Genomic DNA, 19,367 nt, shown 5'->3' on the forward strand with positions numbered 1-19,367 from the left:
GCTAGAGCATTTCCCGAAAAAGTGGGAACCGGTTTTTGGGCAGGAAAATGCTCCAGAGGCTTCACTTGCCCTCGCGATAGAGGGGCGGGTAAAGGGCGCGCAACAATATGACCCTGATCCTCGGCCTCGAATCGAGCTGCGACGAAACCGCGGCAGCGCTCGTCGACAGCGACCGGCGCATATTGGCGCACCGTGTCGCGGGACAGGAGGCCGATCACGCGCCCTATGGCGGCGTCGTGCCCGAGATCGCCGCGCGCGCGCATGTCGACCGGCTCGCGCCGATCGTCGAAGCCGTGCTGAAGGACGCCGGCGTCACCCTCGCCGACGTCGACGCGGTCGCTGCGACCGCCGGACCGGGGCTGATCGGCGGGGTGATGGTCGGGCTCGTCACCGGCAAGGCGCTCGCGCACGCGTCGAACAAGCCGCTGATCGCGGTCAACCATCTCGAAGGCCATGCGCTGAGCCCGCGCCTTGCCGATCCGGGGCTCGAATTTCCCTATCTGCTCCTCCTCGTTTCGGGCGGCCATTGCCAGTTGCTGCTCGTCAAGGGCGTCGGCGATTACCGCCGGCTTGCGACGACGATCGACGACGCCGCGGGTGAAGCCTTCGACAAGACCGCCAAGCTGCTCGGCCTCGGCTATCCAGGTGGGCCCGCGGTCGAACGCGTCGCCAGGGACGGCAACGGCCAAGCCGTCCCGCTGCCGCGCCCGCTCGTCGGCAGCGCCGAACCGCACTTCTCCTTCGCCGGGCTCAAGAGCGCGGTTGCCCGCGCCGCTGCATCCGGCGCGCAAAGCGTCCCCGACCTCGCCGCCTCCTTCCAGCAGGCGGTCGTCGATTGCCTCGTCGACCGCAGCCGTATCGCGCTGGCCGCCTGTCCCGAAGCGCGTGCCTTCGTCGTCGCCGGCGGCGTCGCCGCAAACGGCGCGATCCGCGATGCGCTGACCGATCTCGCCGCGCGCTTCGATAAGCCGTTCGTCGCGCCGCCGCTCTGGCTTTGTACCGACAATGGCGCGATGATCGCCTGGGCCGGTGCCGAACGTTTCGCCGCCGGGATCACCGTCGACCTTGGGGTCGCGGCGCGCCCGCGCTGGCCGCTCGATCCTGAAGCCGAGGCGGTGCGCGGCGCGGGAGTGAAAGCATGACGTCATATTCGAACTTCGGCGTGGTCGGCGGCGGCGCATGGGGCACCGCGCTCGCGCAACTGCTCGCCGCCGAAGGCGCGCCGGTCCGGCTCTGGGCGCGCGAGGCCGAGGTGGTCGCGGCGATCAACGCCGATCGTCGCAATCCGCTGTTCCTGCCCGACGCCGTACTGTCGCCCTCACTGACCGCGACCGGCGATCTCGCCGAACTCGCCGCCTGCGACGCGCTGCTCGTCGTCGTGCCGGTCCCGTTCCTCCGCGCGGTGCTCGCCGAACTCCCGGCGGGCGACGCGCCGCTGATCCTCTGCAGCAAGGGGATGGAGGCGGGCAGCTTCGCCTTTCCGATCGACATGGCACGCGAGCTTGCGCCCGGCCGGCCGCACGCGGTGCTATCGGGCCCGACCTTCGCGCACGAAGTCGCCGCCGGCCTGCCCACCGCGATCACCCTCGCCGCCGCCGATGCCGCGGTTGCAGCCGACATCGCGCGCGCCCTCGCGCGGCCGCACTTCCGCCCCTATGCCAGCACCGACGTGATCGGCGCCGAAATCGGCGGCGCGATCAAGAATATCCTCGCGATCGCCTGCGGCATCGTCGACGGCGCCGGGCTCGGGCTCAACGCGCGCGCGGCGCTCATCAGCCGCGGTTTTGCCGAAATGACGCGCTTCGGGCTGGCGCGCGGCGCGGCGGCCGAAACGCTTGCGGGGCTCGCCGGTCTCGGCGACCTCGTCCTTACCTGCACCTCGGCCAATTCGCGCAACTTCGCGCTCGGACAGGGGCTCGGCCGCGGCGAAGCCGCCGCAATATTGATGGCCGACCGCCGCACCGTGGCGGAAGGGGCGTTCAGCGCCCCGGTCGTCGCGGCGGCAGCGCGTGCCGACGGCATCGACATGCCGATCACCGACGCCGTCGCGCGGCTGGTCGCCGGCGAAACACTCGTCGCCGAGGCCGTTCAGGCATTGCTCAGCCGCCCGCTGCGAACCGAAGGTCGATGAACAGCTTCGCCCGATTGCTTGGCCTCCCCGGCCGCGCTAGACTGCGCATCGGGGCGAAACAGAAGGGGCGCGAGGCTTGAGCCAGACGGACAGCGCAGCCGCGCCCGATTCGGCCGAGACACCGAGCGACGCCGATACCGCCGCGCTCGCCAAGGGCGGGCGCACCAATTTGCTCGGTTTCATCATCCGCCTCGTCGCGCGCCTCCCCTTCCTCTACGTCGCGGGGCGCTGGTACGGCCCCGAAGCGGTCGGTCGTTTCGCCTTCGCGGTGCTCGTCATCGAACTCGTCGCGCAGCTTGCGACGCTCGGGCTCAAGCGCGGCCTCGCCGAGCAATTGAGCGCACCCGGCGCCGATCACCGCATCGTCGTGTGGGACGGCATGTTCGTCGCCTTCCTCGCCTCGGCTGCCGGATCGGCGCTGCTCTTCCTCCTGCCGCAACTGATGTTCCCGGCGGGCGACCTCGACGGCACCGACCGCTGGATGGCGCTGCTCGTTTTTGCGATCGCCGGCACCGACATCGCGCTCGCCGCCTGTGCCTATCGCTTCGATATCGGCGCAACGGTGCGCGCGCGCGCGATCGTCGAACCTTGGGTGATCAGCGCCGCCGCGGCGGGATTCTGGTTCGTGTCGGTGCGCGACGGGCTGATGCTCTCCTACGCCGCCGCGATGGTCGGTGCCTTCCTGACCGCGCTGATCCCGATGATCCGCCACTATGGCGGCCCCGGCGTCTGGCGCCCGCACCCGGCGCATCTGATCACAGTTGCGCGGCGCAACGCGCCGCTCGCCGCCGCAGATGCCATCGAATGGGGCACCCGCCGCCTCGACCTGTTCATCCTCGGCCAGTTCACCTCGCCGACGATCTACGGCATCTATTATATGGCGCAGCAGGTCGCCTCGCTGCCGCAGAAGCTCAAGACCAGCTTCGAACCGATCCTCGGCCCCGTCATCACCCGCAATCTTGCCGAAAACCGCCTTGCCGCCGTCGCGGCGCAAGTGAGCCAGGTCGGCTTCTGGATCATCGCCGCGCAGGCCGGCGTCGCGCTCGCGCTCGGCATTCCGGGCGAGGCGGTGATGGGCCTCGTCGGACCGCAATTCGTCAGCGGCACCGGCGCGCTCGCCTTCCTGCTCGCCGCCGAGGTCGTCGCCGCGACCGCCGTCGTCAGCGAAGCGGCGCTCGTCTATGTCGCGCGCCACCGCAATCTCGCGATCAGCCTCGCGACGCTGGCGCTGCAGGCGCTCCTGAGCGTCGCGCTGATCCTTTTCGCCAAATCGATGGGGCTGCACCCCATTTATTATGCCGTCGCGGTCGCCGCCGCGCTGATGCTCGCGCTCGGTTTCGCCTCGGTCGTCAAGGCGCGCCTGCTCGCGCATATCCTGAAGGCGCCGGTCAACAGCCTGCGCTGGGCGCTCGTCTGGGCGACGGCCGGAGCAGCGGTGCTCGGCTGGGGCGCAACGCAGCTCCCCGAATGGGCCGAGCTCTTGATCGGCGTGCCCTTCATCCTCGGCATCTATGCCTGGCTGATCTGGACCCGTGGCTTCGGCCCCGCCGACCGGGCACTGTTCAAGAAGCACCCGGAGACGGCGGAAACGCCGGCAAGCTGATTATTTCACCGCTTCCTGTGCGGCGTCGCCGACATTTTCGGCGGCATCACCGACCTTTTGCGCCGCTTCGGTGATCGCGCCGCTCTCTGCCTTGTCGTTGGCGAGGAACTGGAAGGCAAAGAAGCCCGCGATCACGATCGCGACGAGCAGGATCAGGCCAAGGCCCATCCCCCCACCGCGCCGCGGTTCGCGGTCGATGACGGTGGTCGTGTGCGTCGTCCCGTCGGGATCGCGCGTCGTGTGGATTTCATCGGCCATAAGAATTCTCCTATGCTGGATGGCGCATAGGACGCTTCAACGCCGATGAAGGTTCCTATGCCAGCCGCGCCGCGACCTTCGCCTTGAGGTCGGTCTGCGCGCGCGGACCGACCTGCGCGATGATCTCGCGCGCACAGACGGCGCCCATCGTCAGGCAATCCTTGAGCGAACGTCCTTCGGCGAGGCCCGACAGGAAACCGGCCGCAAACAGGTCGCCTGCGCCTGTCGTATCGACGACCGTTTCGATCGATTCGGCACCGACCGCAGTGCGTTCGCCATCCTGCAACGCGATCGCCCCGTCCGAGCCGCGCGTCACCACCAGCAGCGGCACCTGCGGCGCGATCTTCGCAACCGCCGCCTCGAAATCGTCGGTTTCGGCAAGTGCCTGAATCTCGACCTCATTCGCGAACAATATGTCGAACAGCCCTTCGGCGATCAGTTTGCGGAAATCGGCGCCGTGGCGGTCGATGATGAAGGCGTCCGAAAGCGTGAAGGCGACCTTGCGCCCCGCACTGCGCGATACGTCGATCGCCCGCCGCATCGCCGCGCGCGACAATTCGGGATCCCACAAATAGCCTTCGAGATAAAGGATTTCGGCATCGGCGATCCACTCCTCGTCGATCATCCGCTGTTCGAGCAGGTGGCTGGCGCCGAGGAAGGTGTTCATCGTGCGTTGGCCGTCGGGCGTCACGAGGATCAGGCAGCGCGCGGTCGGAGCGCCTTCCGTCAGCGGCGGCGTTTCATAGGCGACGCCGAGCGCGCGGAGATCGTGCGTGAAGACATGGCCAAGCTGGTCGTCGGCGACCTGCCCGATGAAGGCGCAGCGTTCGCCCAGCACCGCCATGCCCGCAAGCGTGTTCGCCGCGCTGCCCCCCGATACCTCGACCGCCGGCCCCATCGCCGCATAGAGGCGCTCGGCCTCCGCCGCGTCGATCAGCCGCATCGAGCCCTTGGTCAGTCCTTCGGCCTCGATCAGGCTGTCGTCGGCGCGGGCGAGAACGTCGACGATCGCATTGCCGATGGCGACGACGTCGAAACGGGCGGTTGAGGCCATGAAATTTCCTGTCCGGAGAGAAAAGCTGCGCGGGCCTTACGGACGGCAGCACGGCAGTGCAAGCGCGCGCGCTTGACGCAGCGCCCATCCGCGCGCCATTCACCCCCATGACCCGCGCCGTCCACGCCCTGCTTCTGGCGCTTCGCGACCTGCCGCAGCCGCGCGTGCTCCGCATTCTCGCGCTCAGCCTCGCGCTGACATTGCTCATCTTCGTCGCGGCCGGCGCCGCGATCTTCTTCGCCACGCGCTGGGGCCTCGCGCACTGGCAATGGCTGGGCGAGGCCGGGACTGACATGGCGGGGCTGTTGATCGTCCTTCTGCTGATCGCGGGAAGCTGGCTGCTGTTCCGCGCCGTCGCGATCGTCGTCGTCGGGCTGTTCGCCGACGGCATCGTCGCCGATGTCGAGGGGCGCCATTATCCCGCCGCCGCCGCAGAGGCCGTCGATGTCGGCTGGCGGCAGAATATCGCGCTTGCCTTCGCTTCGCTGGCGCGGCTGATCGCCGGCAACCTGCTCGCGCTGCCGCTCTATCTCCTGCTGCTCGTCACCGGCGTCGGCACCGTCCTGCTCGCGCTGGCCGTCAACGCACTGCTGCTCGGCCGGGATCTCGAGGCGATGGTGCTTGCGCGCCATCCCCGCCGGCCGCGCTTCGACCGCAGTGCGCGCTGGTCGCTCGGCCTGCTGTCCGCCGCAAGCTTCATGGTGCCCGTCGCCAATTTGTTTGCGCCCATCCTGAGCGCCGCTATGGCCGTGCACATGCTGCACCTGCGGAATGGGGACCAACACAGATGATTGAAAGCCACCGCCTCGCCGCCATCGCCGGGCTCGCCCTTACCCTCGGCGCCTGTGCGGGTCCCGCGATACCGCGCCCATCGACGCCGCCCGCCGCCGTCGCACCCCCGCCGACGGTGGTCAGGCCGGTGCAGAACAATGCGCTGATCGGCAACGGCGCCGACGCGATCGGCCGCATGTTCGGCAAGCCGCGGCTCGACGTCACCGAAGGTGCCGGCCGCAAGCTGCAATTCGCCGGCACGGCGTGCGTCCTCGACATTTATTTCTACGCTGCCCGCGCGGGCGCCGACCCGGTCGCGACGCATGTCGATGCGCGGACGCCCGACGGGCGCAACGCCGAAGTGAATAGCTGCGCGCAGGCGCTGCAGCAGCGTTAGGCGGGCGGCGGCGTCATGACGCCAGTTCGGCCAGCGCCCACGCCGCGGCATCGGCGACCATCGGCGATTCGTCATTGGCAAGCCGGTGCAATATCTCGCGAAACCCAGGATCGCCGCTGTTGCCGGCAGCGATCGCGGCATTGCGGACCATCCGGTTGCGGCCGATCCGCTTGATCGGCGATCCTGCGAACACCTGCCGGAATCCCGCGTCGTCGAGCGCGAGCAGGTCGGCAAGGGCCGGTGCGACGAGCTCGGCACGCGGCAGGAAAGCGCGATGCGCATGCGCGGTTTCGGCAAACTTGTTCCACGGACAGGCAGCCAGGCAATCGTCGCAGCCATAGATGCGGTTGCCGATTCCGCGCCGCAGCTCTTCGGGGATCGGCCCGTCATGCTCGATCGTCAGATAGGAAACGCAGCGGCGGGCATCGAGCCGGTACGGCGCGGGAAAGGCGTCGGTCGGGCACGCGTCCTGACACGCAGAACAACTCCCGCACGTATCGCGCCCCGGCATCGACGGCGCGAGATCGAGCGTCGTGTAGATCGCGCCGAGGAACAACCAGCTGCCATGGTCGCGGCTGACGAGGTTGGTGTGCTTGCCCTGCCAGCCGAGCCCCGCCGCCGCCGACAGCGGTTTTTCCATCACCGGCGCGGTATCGACGAACACCTTGACCTCGGCGTCCTTCACCTCGGCGACGAGCCAGCGCGCGACGGCTTTGAGCGCTCTTTTGACGACGTCATGATAGTCGCCGCCCTGCGCATAGACCGAAATGCGCCCTCGGTCGGGCACGCCCTCCAGCGCCAGCGGATCGTGCGCCGGGGCATAGCTCATGCCGAGCGCGATCACCGACCGGACCTCGGGCCATAGTCCGGTCGGCGAGCCGCGCTGCGCTGCGCGGCTTTCCATCCAGATCATGCCGCCGTGGCATCCCTCGGCAAGCCACGCGTTCAGCCGCGCCGCCGTCTGCGGCGCCGCATCGGCGCGCGCGATGCCGAACGCCACGAAACCGTGCGCGCGCGCGACATCGGCGAGTCTTTGCTCCAGTGAAGGCAAGGCTTCCGCAACCATTGGCGCTCTATACGCGAGGCGCCTTGCCGTGCCATAGCTTGCAGGTGAGAAGATCGGGGACCCGGGTTTGAACAATTACAGCGTCGAGGCGAACGGCCTCTCCAAATATTTCGGCAATTTCAAGGCAGTCGATCATGTCAGCCTCGCGGTGCCGACGGGCAGCATCTACGGCGTGCTCGGTCCCAACGGTGCGGGCAAGACGACCAGCCTGCGCATGACGCTCGGCATCATCGACCCCGACGCGGGCACGAGCCGTATCTTCGGCACGCACCCGCCGCAATCGGTGCGCCACCGCATCGGCTATCTTCCCGAAGAGCGCGGCCTCTATCCCGGCATGAAGGCGCGCGAGGCAATCGCCTTCATGGGCGCGCTGCGCGGGCTCGACTGGTCCGAGGGGCGCCGCCGCGCCGCCGCCTTCATGACCGAACTCGGACTCGAGCGCGTGATCGACGAAAAGATCCGGAAGATGTCGAAGGGCATGGCGCAGATGGTCCAACTCATCGGATCGATCGTCCACGCCCCCGACCTGATCGTGCTTGACGAGCCTTTCTCCGGGCTCGACCCGGTCAACCAGGAACGGCTCGAAATGCTCGTCCGGCGCGAACGCGACCGCGGCGCGACGATCCTCTTCTCGACCCATGTCATGGCGCACGCCGAACGCCTCTGCGACCGGATCGCGATCATCGCGCGATCGCAGCGGCGTTTCGAGGGCACCGTCGACGAGGCGCGCGCGCTGCTGCCGATGCAGGTCCGCTACACGCCGCGCACCGACGGCGACGCGGCGGCCGCGCTGCTCCCCGCCGGGGCCGAGCGCAAGGGCGAGGCATGGCATTTCGCCATCGAGGAGGCCGACGTCGAGCCCTTGCTGGCGCGGATCACCGCGAGCGGGCACGGCGTCGCGGGCCTGTCGATCGCGCGGCCCGGGCTCCACGACGCCTTCGTGCACATCGTCCGCCAGGTCGACGCCGGCTTTGACGCGACCGCCGAAAAAGACGCCATCGAGGAGGCCGCCGCATGAACGCCTTCCTCAAGAATATGTTCGTCATCGCGCGCCGCGATTTTCTGGCGATCGTCGCGACGCCGACCTTCCTCCTCTTCCTGCTTGCCCCGCTCTTCATGATCGGAATGGGCGCGGTTGGCGGCATCGGCGCCTCGCAGCTTGCCGACAGCGCGCGCGGCAAGGGCCGCATCGTCGCGATCGTCGCCGCGGGCGATGCCGAGGATCTGCGCGCCGCCGACGACCGTCTGCGCGAGGCGCTGCCGCGCGGCGAACGACCGGTGACGCTCGAGATCCGCGTCGAAAGCGCCACGCCGGTCGATCCCTTCGCGATCGCACAGGAGAAAGGCGCCGACACCTACGCCGTACTGTCCGGGCCGCTGGGCAAGCCGCAGATCGTCGAGCGCGAAGCGGGGAGCAGCGCCGGACGCTATCTTGCGCTGCTCGCGAGCGATGTGCTGCGCGATCGCGCCGCGGGGCCTGTCGCGCCCGCCGCACCGCAATTCCAGAGTATCCGGAGCGGCGGCACGAGCATCGCGGCGCAGCAGTCGATGGGCTTTGCCGCGGTCTTCGTCATCTTCCTCGTGACGCTGCTTCTCGCCGGCCAGACGGTCGGCTCGCTCGCCGAGGAAAAAGGCAACAAGGTCATCGAAATCCTCGCCGCCGCGGTGCCGCTCGAAAGCGTCTTCCTCGGCAAGCTGCTCGGCATGCTCGGCGTCGCGATCCTGTTCCTCAGCTTCTGGGGTGTCGTCGCGGTCGCCGGCGGCTTCGTCGCAACGGCGCAGATGGACCCCGCCGCACTTGCCGCCGCCAGCAAACCGGCCGCCGCCCTCGCCTCCGCTCCCGCGAGCGGCTGGGGCTTTTTTCTCGGCATCGGGGTCGCCTATTTCATCATGGCTTTCCTGCTCCTCGGCTCGGTCTTCCTCGGCGTCGGCGCGCAGGCGAGCACGGTGCGCGAAATCCAGATGCTCAGCCTGCCGATCACCATTTTCCAGGTCGGCATGTTCAGCCTGTCCGCTGCCGCGGCGAGCGCGCCGGGAACCGGCCTTGCGCATTTCGCCCAGATTTTTCCCTTCTCCTCGCCCTTCGCGATGGCGGCGCGCGCCGCGACCGACGGCGACAAGGCAATCCACCTGCTCGCGCTCGGCTGGCAGGCAATCTGGGTCGCACTCGTCGTCTGGCTGTCGGTGCGCCTGTTCCGCGCCGGGGTATTGAGCAGCGGCGCGAGCTGGAAATTCTGGCAGCGGACGCGGCGCGCAGCGGCCACGGCGACGCCGGACGGCCTCGATTGACAAAGCTGTAAATAGTGGCATTCTGAAACGGAATCGGCCGCGCCAGACGGCCTTTCGACAGAGGAGCGCCCCATGGCTACCGTCATCCGCGAAACCCCCGCCGACCTTCATCCCCTCGACCTGTCGCGCGCCGATCTGTGGCGCGAGGATCAGTGGCAGGAACCGATGCGCCAGTTGCGCGCCGAATCGCCGATCTATTATTGCGAGGATTCGAAGTTCGGCCCCTATTGGTCGGTGACGACCTACAAGCCGATCCAGCATATCGAGGCGCTACCCAAGATCTTCTCCTCGTCATGGGAATATGGCGGCATCACCGTCGCCGGCGATGGCATCGAGCATCTGAAAGAGGGCGAAATCCCGATGCCGATGTTCATCGCGATGGACCCGCCGCAGCACACCGCGCAGCGCCGCACCGTCGCCCCCGCCTTCGGCCCCTCCGAAATCGAGCGCATGCGCGCCGACACGCAGGCGCGCACCGCGGCGCTGATCGACACGCTGCCGGTCGGCGAGGCGTTCGACTGGGTCGAGCGGCTGTCGATCGAACTCACGACCGACATGCTGGCGATCCTGTTCGATTTCCCTTGGGAAAACCGCCACAATCTGACCCGCTGGTCCGACGCGCTCGGCGATATCGAAAGCTTCAACACGCTCGAGGAACGCCAGCAGCGCCTCGCCACCGCCTTCGAAATGGGCGCCGCGTTCAAGGAATTATGGGATCACAAGGCGAAGAATCCTGGCAAGCACGATCTCATCTCGATCATGCTCCAGTCCGACGCGATGAATCACATGAGCCATGAGGAATTCATGGGCAATCTGATCCTGCTCATTGTCGGCGGCAACGACACGACGCGCAATTCGATGTCGGCCTATGCCTATGGCCTCCATTGCTTCCCCGAAGAGCGCGCGAAGCTCGAAGCGAATCACGATCCCGACCTTGCGGTCAACGCGATGCACGAGATCATCCGCTGGCAGACCCCGCTCGCGCATATGCGCCGCACCGCGCTCGAAGACACCGAATTGTTCGGCCACCAGATCAGGGCGCGCGACAAGATCGCGCTCTGGTACGCCTCGGCGAACCGCGACGAAAGCATCTTTCCCGACGGCGACCGGATCATCGTCGACCGCGAGAACGCCCGCCGCCATCTTGCCTTCGGTTACGGCATCCATCGCTGCGTCGGGGCGCGGGTCGCCGAACTGCAACTCACGACTTTGATCTCCGAAATGCAGAAGCGCCGCCTGCGCGTGAACGTGCTGGCGGAGCCCGAGCGCGTCAACGCGAGCTTCGTCCACGGTTATCGCCATATGCAGGTCGAACTCGAGCGCTATTGACGATTATCGCGGTCGCGCCCATTTCGGCACGGCAGCAGGGGGCGTAAGGAGCCCTTCGATGATCGAACGACGCTATCTCATAGGCGGCTTGGCCCTTGGCGGTGCGCTCGTCGCCGCGCCTTTGCTGTTCGCCAAGCCCGGCAAACGTCCGCTCGCCGAACCCGGCTGGCGGCTTTCCGACGCCGAATGGCAAAAGCGCCTGTCGCCGCTGGCGTATCGCGTGCTGCGCGAAGCGGCGACCGAGCGCCCCTTCACCAGCCCGCTCGACAAGGAAAAGCGTAGCGGTACCTTTGTCTGCGCGGGCTGCGCGCTGCCGCTCTATTCGAGCAAGACCAAGTTCGACAGCGGCACCGGCTGGCCGAGCTTCTGGGCGCCGCTCAAGGGCGCGATCGGCACCTCCACCGACCACGAACTCGGGTATCCGCGCACTGAGGTGCATTGCAAACGCTGCGGCGGCCATCTCGGCCATGTCTTCAACGACGGGCCGAAACCGACCGGCAAGCGTTATTGCATGAACGGCGCAGCGCTCGCTTTCCGCCCGGCTTGACGCGGGCGCCGGTTGACGCACGAATATACGGACCATATACGCTCCGTATATTCTCCGTTGCCAAGAGGCTTTATGGGTATCGTGAAAATCGACGACGCGCTGCATGAGGGTGCACGCCGGGCCAGCACCGTGATGTGCCGCTCGATCAACGCGCAGGCCGAATATTGGATGAAAATCGGCATGCTGGCCGAGGCCAATCCGACGCTGTCGTTCAACCATCTCGTCGCGATGCAACTCGGCGCGGCGCAGGGCAGCGCGACCGAACTCGCGGCCGCCTGACATGGTCAAGACGCCCGACGAACTGGCGCTGATGCGCATATCGGGCAAGCTGCTCGCATCGGTGTTCGAAATGCTCGACGGGATAGATCTCGCCGGCCGGTCGACGATGGAGGTCAACGACCTTGTCGAGGATTTCATTACCGTCGACCTTGCCGCGCGCCCCGCGAGCAAGGGCCAGTACGGCTTCCAATATGTCCTCAACTGCTCGATCAACCACGTCGTCTGCCACGGCGTCCCCGATCCGGACGCGATCATCCGCGGCGGCGACATCATCAACCTCGACATCACGCTCGAAAAAAACGGCTTCATCGCCGATTCGAGCAAGACATTTATCGTCGGCGAGGTCCCGCCCGCGACGCGGCGACTCGTCCGCGTCGCGCAGGAAGCGATGTGGAAGGGAATCGCCGAAGTGCGCCCCGGCGCGCATCTGGGCGACATCGGCTTTGCCATCGAACGCCATGCAAAAAAGCACGGCTATTCGGTCGTCCGCGACTATTGCGGGCACGGCATCGGGCGCGAGATGCACGAGGAGCCGTCGGTGCTCAATTTCGGGCGCCGCGGAACGGGGTTGAAGCTGCGCGAAGGCATGGTCTTCACGATCGAACCGATGATCAATCAGGGCACGCGCAAGGTTTCGACCGAAAAGGACGGCTGGACGGTGGTAACGAACGACCGCAAGCTCTCGGCCCAGTTCGAACATACGGTCGCGGTGACCGGCGATGGCGTCGAGGTGCTGACCCTGCGCAGCGGCGAGACGATGTTGGCGGCCTAGTAACGACGCGACGTCCACCCCGGCACAAACAAATGGGGCGGCCTCGTTATGAGTGCCGCCCCAGTTTGGGAGCCCGCCGGGGAGAGGGAGAGGACGGGCCGGAGATTGGTACGTCTGGCTGATATCGTTCAGCGCGACGCGACCTGGCTGTCGCCTTCGAGTTCGGCGACGCCGGCGATCTTCAGCGCGGCGCGGAACTGCTTGGCGGCGGCGCGTTCATTGCCCGCTTCGCACAGCTTCTTGCCGGTCGAGACGAAGCGCTTGGCGCTGGCCTTCTGGCCGGCGTTCGCGCCTTCGGCGGCGGTCGAAGCCTGCTCGGCGAGGCCGGTGCAGCGATAGTCACCCGACTGCGCATAAGCCGGCGAAGTCGAAGCGATCAGGCCGCCGAAAGCAAGCGCCGAACCGGCGACGATGGCGAACGCGGAGGGGAAGCGGCGGAAAGAGGAGAGCTGATAGGCCATGGGAGAGGTTCCTTTCGTTTCGTTGTGCAACCTTTTTAGCTGCGGTTGCGCAAATAGATAATCCTCTATAATCTGCAAGTGCCTTGAAGCAGGATTTAACAATCCCCCATGGGGCGCTCGACGGGATCGAAGCTTTCCTGCGTGTTGCGGAAAGGCGGAGCTTTTCCGCCGCGGCCGCCGATCTCGGCGTTTCCCCCTCGGCCATCAGCCAGACGATCAAGGCGCTCGAAGCGCGCGTCGGCGCGCCTTTGTTCATGCGCACGACGCGCAGCGTCGGCCTGACGCAGGCGGGCGAGATGTTCCACGAACGCGCCGCCCCCGCCTATTCGGGCCTTGCCGACGCCTATGAAGCCGCCCGCAACCTCGGCAACCGCCCGGCGGGCCGGCTCCGCATCAACCTGATGCGCGGTGCGGTCCAACCGCTGTTCGAGCCGATCATCGCGGGCTTCTGCGAATCCTACCCCGAGATCGAGCTCGAAATCTATGCCGAGGACGCGCTCGCCGATCTCAGCGCCGGCGGTTTCGACGCCGGGGTGCGCATGGGCGAATCGCTCGACGCCGACGTGATCGCGGTTCGCCTGACCGGGCCGTTCCGCTTCGTCGCCGTCGCCACCCCGGGTTATCTGGAAAAATATGGCCGTCCAGCGAGCCCCGACGAACTGCGGGGTCACCGCTGCGTGCGCATGCGCATGGGCAGCGGCGCTTTGATGCCATGGACGTTCGAGAAGGGGAATCGCGAGATCGAGGTCGGGGTGACCGGGCCGGTGATCGTCAACGACTACACCGCGATGATGGTCGCGGTGCGCGCCGGGGTCGCGATGGGCATGACCGCCGAGCCGGTGGTCAAGGCGATGATCGCCGCGGGCGAACTCGAACTCGTGCTCGGCGACCATGCCTGCTCGACCTCAGGCCTGTTCCTCTATTATCCCAGCCGCAAACAGGTGATGCCGAAGCTGCGCGCCTTCATCGATTATGTGCGCGATTACCTGCCCGATGACGTTACCGGATAGCGCGGCAGGCCGCCTCGTTCCGACGTGGAAACAAATCCCTTTGCCGCCCGCAGAAAAATTACGCTGGCGAATCCTCCAAAAAGGCGGCAGCGAGTTGTCAACTAAACGGGTTGGGATGACATCATGCTAGATTTTGCGGCCATCGACGTTTCCGCGCTGCTGCCCTTCATCCTTATCGGCTTCGCTGCCCAGCTCGTCGACGGCGCGCTCGGCATGGCCTTCGGCGTCATCTGCAACACCCTGCTCGTCGCAGTGCTCGGCGTACCCCCGGCGGTCGCTTCGGCGCGCATCCATGTCGTCGAGGTGTTTACGACCGGCGTGTCGGGGATCAGCCATCTGCTCCATCGCAACATCGAATGGTCGCTGTTCTGGAAACTGCTCATTCCCGGCGTCATCGGCGGCGTGCTCGGCGCTTATGTCCTCACCTCGTTGCACGCCGATATCGTGAAGCCCTTCGTGCTCGCCTATCTGGTCGCGATCGGCATCTGGCTGCTCGTCCGCGGCCTGCTCTATCCGCCCAAGATCCAGAAGCCGACGGTCATCGCCCCGCTCGGCCTCGTCGGCGGCTTCCTTGATGCCGCGGGCGGCGGTGGCTGGGGACCGGTCGTCACCTCGAACCTGCTCGTCCAGGGCGCCGAACCGCGCAAGGTCGTCGGCACGGTCAACAGCGTCGAATTCTTCCTGACCCTCGCGGTCTCGGCGACCTTCATCTGGAACCTCGGCATCGCCGATATCGCCGGCGCGACGCTCGGCCTGCTGATCGGCGGCGTCCTCGCCGCACCGCTCGGCGCCTTTATGGCCAAGCGCTTCTCGGTCAAGCTGATGCTCACCCTTGTGGGCGTCGTGCTGACCGCGACCAGCGCCTTCGGCCTCTATCGCGCTCTGATGTGATGCGGGGTAACGGCGGGGCTGTCCCTAACGGCCGCCCCCTGTCGCTTCCGGCGGCCCGCGCGCGCTGGTCCCGCCGCCTTGCGCCGCATCGCCCTGCACCGCGGCAGCGCTGCGCACCGGCTTCAGCGTCAGCGTTCCCAGCCGCACCCGCGGGCCGGCCTTGCCCGGTACCGCGCTCAATGCAAAGCCGGGATCGAGCCGCAACGCCGCCGCCGATGCTTTCGCCAGCCGCACCGTATAACGCCCGTAAGCGACGCTTTCGAAAAGGAAATATCCGTCGAATTCGGTGAGGGTCGTTGCGCGCACACGCCCTTCGGCGTCGACAAGCTCGAGGCTCAGCCCCTCGATCGCATTGCCGCCATCACGCATCGCGACGCCCTCGATCTCGCCCGCCGCGGTCATCGGCAAAGCGACGCGCGTCGCGACGCCGGGGCGCGGCGTGACGACGACGCCGGGCAACGCCGGCTGGATATAGGGATCGGGCAAGCTGCCGGCATCGATGCCGATCATCACCGGACGAAACGGTTCGAGCCCGTCGATCGCCGCACGCCCGTCCTTGCCGGTCGCGGCATCGACAAAGGCGGTACCCGCGGTCAGCGGTACGTCGGCCAAGGCGGCTTCGCCCGGCTGGCGGATGCCGTCGCCATTGTCGTCCATCCACACATCGGCGATCACCTGACCGCGACCGCCGAGTTTCTCGCTCGACATCCGCCAGCCGCTACCGCTCACCCTGGGCCCGAAGCTGAAGGCAAGCGACAGCGACGCCGCGACCGAGCCGTCGCTGGCCACTTCGCCAAATCCGGTAAGCTGCAACGCCTTGAAACGGCGCGTATAGCCAATCCCGGCGCGGGCGCGCTCCAGGCCGCGATCATAGCCCAGTTCGGCGCGCCATTCGGCATCGCCCTTCCCCGCCCATTCGGCGATCATCGTCATCCGCGAATCGGCGTTGGCGCCCGACAGCGCAAAGCGCGCCTCGCCGCGCAGGCGGACGCGCCCGATACGGGCATTGGCGAGCAGGCTGGCGGTCAGATTGTCGGGGGGATCGGGTCCGACCGGCACCGTGGTCCGCGTCCAGTCGAGCTGGCCGGTAAAGGTGAGTGCGCGAAAGCTCGCCGAGGCGCGCGCCGACGCTTCGAGGGTCGAAATCCCCGAACGCCGGTCCGTCTTTGCAAGATCGAAGTGGAGCGGCAGCACCGTCCGTCCGAGCTTCACCGACTGGTCGACCGAGATCTGGTACAGGCCGTTGATATTGTTGATGAAACGATCCGACACGAAACCGCCCCAACCGCGCATCGCGTCGGCGCGGACATAGGTTTCGCCGAACCCCGCCAGCCAGCTTGCCCGGACGGCACCGCCGCCATCATCTGCATAGCTTCCCGCGACCTCGAGCAGCGTCGGGCCGATCGAACGGCGCAGCGCGACCTCGCCATAGTTGCGGCGGATGTTTTCGATCATCAGGCTGTGGAAATAGCCGGCAACCGACGTTCGCGTGTCGAGCCCGCGCTCGATCCCCAGCGTGCCGCGCCAGCCGCGCTGCCAGGTCTGTCGCCGGTTGCCGAATTCGATCAGGTCGGCATTTTCCTGCGCGACGCCCGCCCAATACCAGGTCTCGCGCGGCGGGATCGAATCCATGCCCACCTGCACCTGCCGGATTTCGCGCCGGATCTGCCCCTGCGGACCGTAAAGCACGATCTCGAAGCGATTCGCGCCATATTGCAGCGGCACGTCGAGAAATTCGTAGCGCCCGTCGCCATTCGGGCTGGTGAAAGCCAGCAACTGCCCGTTGCGGTATAGTTCGGCGTCCCAGCCCGCCGGCAGATCGCCGCGAAAGCTCGTCTTGTCGAAGCTGTCGGGGCGCTCGACCGGACGGTTGGTCAGCACCGCGCCGCGTCCCGGCGCCGACTGCGCGACCAGCCCCGTCGACAGCAGGCTGACATCGCCGACAGCATAATGGGTGGCTTTGAGCGGTCCGAGCAACTGCCCCGCCGGATCGGTGCGATAAAGCCGCATCCGCAGGCTGTCGGGCACCCCCTGATCATCCGACGACAGCCGCGCGTCGAAGCTCTGCCCCAGCACCTCACCCGCCGCGAAAATCTCATAGCGCGCCTGAACATGATTGCCGCCGCGCTTGTCCGCGACGACGCCGGCCGACGCGACGACATCGACCGAGGGCGTCGCCCACATCTGATACGGCCGCGTCGCCTGCGGCAGGCTGGCAAGGTCGAAGCTCGCCTGCGGACGGATCCCGGCCGCGCGCGCGCGGCGCTCGGCGGCAAGCTGGAACGGCAGCTTTTCCTTCGCGTCGATACGCAGCACCGCGTTCGACAAGTCGGCCGCGATCGGCACGCCCAGCCATTTGCCAAGGCTGTCCAAATCGACGCACCAGCCCGCGGGCGTGTCGCGGATCGTCGTCGCGGCGAGCTCCATGCTGACGCTGCCGACCCGCACCTCGCCCGTTTCGCGGTCGATGGTCAGGCTGCGCCGCTCGTCGAACACCCAGCCGGTTGCGCGGCGCAACTTCTTGTCGACGCGCACCGCGAGGTCGAGCGCGAGCACCATGTCGGCGAGGTCGACGCACACCCCCTGCGGCGTCTGGTAGCCGCGCACCCCGTCGCCGAGCCGGTACTGGCCCGAACGAAGGTCGAACAGCCAGCTATCGTCCTCGTTCGGCGCCCAGCCGTCAGCCCCGACCGCAACCGGCGCCTTGTCAAAGGCATGCGCGCCGGAAGGGACGAGCCCGACCAGCGCCAGCCCGGCGGCGAGCGCCGGAAAATATCGGGACAGGGCGGCGCGGATCATGGCTGCGCCCGCAGTTCGGCCTTGCCCGGCCTATTTCACCACCCTGTCGGCCTGATCGATCATTCCCCCGCCGATCTCACGATCCTCGCTGTAGCGGATATGCACCGGGCCCTTGAGCTTCGCCGCGAGTTCGGGGGGGACGCGCAGCGACACCTTGCGCGCGCGGACCTCGGGATAGACCGCGATGCCGCGCGCGAGGAGCAGCGGCTCGGGCAACCCCGGCCGCGTTACCTCGATATCGCCATAGACCGAGCGGCTGCCCGTGCGCGTCAGGTCGAAATTAAATGCCGGGCCGTCGCCGCCTTCGCTGACCCACGCGTCGCCGATCACCGCCTCGGCGCCAAGGTCGCCGACGCGAACGATCACCGGGATGGTGATGCCATAGATCGGGGTCAGCGCGATCGAGACGCCCTCGCCCGACGGCTTTGCCGCATCCGGCACCACCGCCGGCGCCGCATCGGGCACGGCGCGGAAGAGCATGTGCGCGCGATATTCGCCCGCCGGCGTGCCCTCGGGCACTCGCACCCCGACGCGGATCACCTGCGGCTGGTTGGGCAGCAGCGAAACGCGCCGCGGGCTGAAGGCGATCATCGCCAGCGCCGCCTTTTCGGCATCGGTTGCATCCTCCTCGGCAATCTCGTCGAGCCCGCCCGCCGCGGTCATCCGCTTGATCTCAAGGCTGATGCGATAGGTCGCGGCCTCGGCACCGATATTGTTGAGCACGACCTCGGTCCCGAGCGACCCGTCGAGGACGAGGCGCGTCGGCGCGACGAGAAGATCACCCGAAGCTGCAGCAGGAGAAGAAAACGCGGCGCTGCACGCAGCCGCGAAAGACAGGCCGAAGCCCTTCAGAAAGCGCATCATTCACGATCCCCACAATCGTTGTCCGGCGCAGTCCCCACCGCACCGTTGGTCCGCCTCCTGCCTGCAGCAACATGGTTGATATTTTGCTAACCACGCGCCCCGTATCCGCGCCGCACGCACGAAAAGGGCCGCCGGACCCGCGTCCGGCGACCCTTTGTCATCCGGCGAAGCGCGCTTCGCCGTCCCCCCAAAAGTAATAGCTTACTGGTAGTTGGCGGTGACGTTGAACGTCCCCGAATAGTCGCCCGACGCCTGATTGGCACCGACGCTCAGCGTGCCGCCGACCTGGAAGCTGCCGCCGGTCGCGCCGAGCGTCACGCTCGTCGCCGAATAGCTGAGCGTCGAGCTCATCGTGCCGCCGAGCGAGCCGTTGAGCGTCACCGACGAATCGCCGCCGACAAGCACCACCGCACCATTGGTACCGGCGATGTTGAAATTGGCCGCCGTCGTCGTGCCGGTGCAGGTCAGACCCGCGCCGCAGGTCGCCGCGCCGGCGGTCGACACCGCAACAGTCGAAGCGGTCGCGCCGCTGATGATCGTCGCAAACTGCAAGTCGCTGGTGTTGGTGAGCGTGATCTGGCGCAGGATCTTGGCCTTCGCCGTACCCGTGGCCGTCGCCGCCTGCGCCGCCGAGGCGTTCATGGCGAGAGCAGCAATCGCGGCACCCAGAAGGGCGCGCTTCATTCCAAAGTTGCGCATATGATTTGGTCCCTTGAACTCGATAAACCCACAATCGAATGGAAATCCCACCCCATTCACGGGCCTCTCTAACGGCGACCGGTTCAGCTTTTGCCAGCAAGCATGGTTAACAGCGCGATAAGGATTGGCGCACAATTTCGACAATAA

The 19,367-nt window shown here is 67.2% G+C and carries 20 protein-coding genes; 13 read left to right on the forward strand and 7 right to left on the reverse strand.

Features of this window, described 5'->3' with window-relative positions; all coding sequences use genetic code 11:
* The first annotated feature begins 107 nt into the window (after nucleotides 1-107).
* The 3 genes from tsaD (at nucleotide 108) to AN936_RS20125 (ending at nucleotide 3,734) form a co-directional block, all read left to right on the forward strand.
* Nucleotides 108-1,142: a tRNA (adenosine(37)-N6)-threonylcarbamoyltransferase complex transferase subunit TsaD gene (gene tsaD, locus AN936_RS20115; RefSeq protein WP_054589638.1), complete on the forward strand. Its 1,035-nt coding sequence runs from the start codon at nucleotides 108-110 to the stop codon at nucleotides 1,140-1,142.
* Nucleotides 1,139-2,131 carry an NAD(P)H-dependent glycerol-3-phosphate dehydrogenase gene (locus AN936_RS20120; protein ID WP_054589639.1) on the forward strand — a complete coding sequence of 331 codons (993 nt, stop codon included), beginning with the start codon at nucleotides 1,139-1,141 and terminating at the stop codon, nucleotides 2,129-2,131. The genes tsaD and AN936_RS20120 overlap by 4 nt, the downstream gene beginning before the upstream one ends.
* Before the next feature lie 76 nt (nucleotides 2,132-2,207).
* A complete protein-coding gene (locus AN936_RS20125) occupies nucleotides 2,208-3,734 on the forward strand; it encodes a lipopolysaccharide biosynthesis protein (protein WP_054589640.1) in 1,527 nt (508 codons plus the stop codon).
* Here AN936_RS20125 and AN936_RS20130 read toward each other — a convergent pair whose 3' ends face one another.
* Entirely contained in the window at nucleotides 3,735-3,992 is a 258-nt protein-coding gene (locus AN936_RS20130) for a hypothetical protein (RefSeq protein WP_054589641.1), read from the reverse strand.
* 55 nt (nucleotides 3,993-4,047) lie between these two features.
* Nucleotides 4,048-5,046, reverse strand: coding sequence for an adenosine kinase (locus tag AN936_RS20135; RefSeq protein ID WP_054589642.1), 999 nt, complete (start codon nucleotides 5,044-5,046; stop codon nucleotides 4,048-4,050).
* A 107-nt stretch (nucleotides 5,047-5,153) separates the two neighbouring features.
* On the opposite strand from AN936_RS20135, the gene AN936_RS20140 reads away from it, so the two are divergent.
* Together AN936_RS20140 and AN936_RS20145 are read left to right on the forward strand one after the other, a co-directional pair.
* Nucleotides 5,154-5,837, forward strand: coding sequence for an EI24 domain-containing protein (locus tag AN936_RS20140; protein WP_054590446.1), 684 nt, complete (start codon nucleotides 5,154-5,156; stop codon nucleotides 5,835-5,837).
* Nucleotides 5,834-6,214 (forward strand): hypothetical protein, encoded by a 381-nt coding sequence (locus tag AN936_RS20145; RefSeq protein WP_054589643.1) that lies wholly within the window; start codon nucleotides 5,834-5,836, stop codon nucleotides 6,212-6,214. The genes AN936_RS20140 and AN936_RS20145 overlap by 4 nt, the downstream gene beginning before the upstream one ends.
* 13 nt (nucleotides 6,215-6,227) lie before the next feature.
* On the opposite strand, the gene queG is transcribed toward AN936_RS20145, so the two are convergent.
* A complete protein-coding gene (gene queG, locus AN936_RS20150) occupies nucleotides 6,228-7,280 on the reverse strand; it encodes a tRNA epoxyqueuosine(34) reductase QueG (protein WP_054589644.1) in 1,053 nt (350 codons plus the stop codon).
* A 67-nt stretch (nucleotides 7,281-7,347) separates the two neighbouring features.
* Here queG and AN936_RS20155 point away from each other — a divergent pair, with 67 nt between their 5' ends.
* From AN936_RS20155 to map, 6 genes are all read left to right on the forward strand, one after another.
* A complete protein-coding gene (locus AN936_RS20155; protein ID WP_084758560.1) occupies nucleotides 7,348-8,298 on the forward strand; it encodes an ABC transporter ATP-binding protein in 951 nt (316 codons plus the stop codon).
* Nucleotides 8,295-9,569, forward strand: coding sequence for an ABC transporter permease (locus AN936_RS20160; protein WP_054589646.1), 1,275 nt, complete (start codon nucleotides 8,295-8,297; stop codon nucleotides 9,567-9,569). Before AN936_RS20155 ends, AN936_RS20160 begins: the two co-directional genes overlap by 4 nt.
* Before the next feature lie 72 nt (nucleotides 9,570-9,641).
* Nucleotides 9,642-10,898 carry a cytochrome P450 gene (locus tag AN936_RS20165; RefSeq protein ID WP_054589647.1) on the forward strand — a complete coding sequence of 419 codons (1,257 nt, stop codon included), beginning with the start codon at nucleotides 9,642-9,644 and terminating at the stop codon, nucleotides 10,896-10,898.
* A gap of 58 nt (nucleotides 10,899-10,956) precedes the next feature.
* The gene (gene msrB / locus AN936_RS20170; protein ID WP_054589648.1) at nucleotides 10,957-11,445 is read left to right on the forward strand and encodes a peptide-methionine (R)-S-oxide reductase MsrB; all 489 of its coding nucleotides are present in this window, start codon (nucleotides 10,957-10,959) and stop codon (nucleotides 11,443-11,445) included.
* 72 nt (nucleotides 11,446-11,517) lie between these two features.
* Nucleotides 11,518-11,724, forward strand: coding sequence for a ParD-like family protein (locus tag AN936_RS20175; RefSeq protein ID WP_054589649.1), 207 nt, complete (start codon nucleotides 11,518-11,520; stop codon nucleotides 11,722-11,724).
* A 1-nt stretch (nucleotide 11,725) separates the two neighbouring features.
* The gene (gene map / locus AN936_RS20180) at nucleotides 11,726-12,496 is read left to right on the forward strand and encodes a type I methionyl aminopeptidase (RefSeq protein ID WP_054589650.1); all 771 of its coding nucleotides are present in this window, start codon (nucleotides 11,726-11,728) and stop codon (nucleotides 12,494-12,496) included.
* 128 nt (nucleotides 12,497-12,624) lie between these two features.
* On the opposite strand, the gene AN936_RS20185 is transcribed toward map, so the two are convergent.
* A complete protein-coding gene (locus AN936_RS20185; RefSeq protein ID WP_054589651.1) occupies nucleotides 12,625-12,957 on the reverse strand; it encodes a hypothetical protein in 333 nt (110 codons plus the stop codon).
* An 83-nt stretch (nucleotides 12,958-13,040) separates the two neighbouring features.
* Here AN936_RS20185 and AN936_RS20190 point away from each other — a divergent pair, with 83 nt between their 5' ends.
* Both AN936_RS20190 and AN936_RS20195 read left to right on the forward strand, forming a co-directional pair.
* Complete coding sequence (locus AN936_RS20190; protein WP_054589652.1) at nucleotides 13,041-13,967, forward strand: LysR family transcriptional regulator; 927 nt, start codon at nucleotides 13,041-13,043, stop codon at nucleotides 13,965-13,967.
* Nucleotides 13,968-14,090: 123 nt separating this feature from the next.
* On the forward strand, nucleotides 14,091-14,858 hold the full coding sequence (locus AN936_RS20195; RefSeq protein WP_054589653.1) for a sulfite exporter TauE/SafE family protein: 768 nt from the start codon (nucleotides 14,091-14,093) through the stop codon (nucleotides 14,856-14,858).
* 24 nt (nucleotides 14,859-14,882) lie between these two features.
* Here the strand turns inward: AN936_RS20195 and AN936_RS20200 are convergent, their stop codons facing one another.
* The 3 genes from AN936_RS20200 to AN936_RS20210 form a co-directional block, all read right to left on the reverse strand.
* The gene (locus AN936_RS20200; RefSeq protein ID WP_054589654.1) at nucleotides 14,883-17,657 is read right to left on the reverse strand and encodes an MSCRAMM family protein; all 2,775 of its coding nucleotides are present in this window, start codon (nucleotides 17,655-17,657) and stop codon (nucleotides 14,883-14,885) included.
* Between the two features lie 30 nt (nucleotides 17,658-17,687).
* Nucleotides 17,688-18,521, reverse strand: a complete 834-nt coding sequence (locus AN936_RS20205) for a hypothetical protein (protein WP_054589655.1) — start codon at nucleotides 18,519-18,521, stop codon at nucleotides 17,688-17,690.
* A 201-nt stretch (nucleotides 18,522-18,722) separates the two neighbouring features.
* On the reverse strand, nucleotides 18,723-19,205 hold the full coding sequence (locus AN936_RS20210) for a DUF4402 domain-containing protein (RefSeq protein WP_234715656.1): 483 nt from the start codon (nucleotides 19,203-19,205) through the stop codon (nucleotides 18,723-18,725).
* Between the last annotated feature and the right edge of the window lie 162 nt (nucleotides 19,206-19,367).

Origin of the sequence: Sphingopyxis macrogoltabida (genome assembly GCF_001307295.1) — a bacterium.
GTDB classification, from domain to species: domain Bacteria; phylum Pseudomonadota; class Alphaproteobacteria; order Sphingomonadales; family Sphingomonadaceae; genus Sphingopyxis; species Sphingopyxis macrogoltabida_B.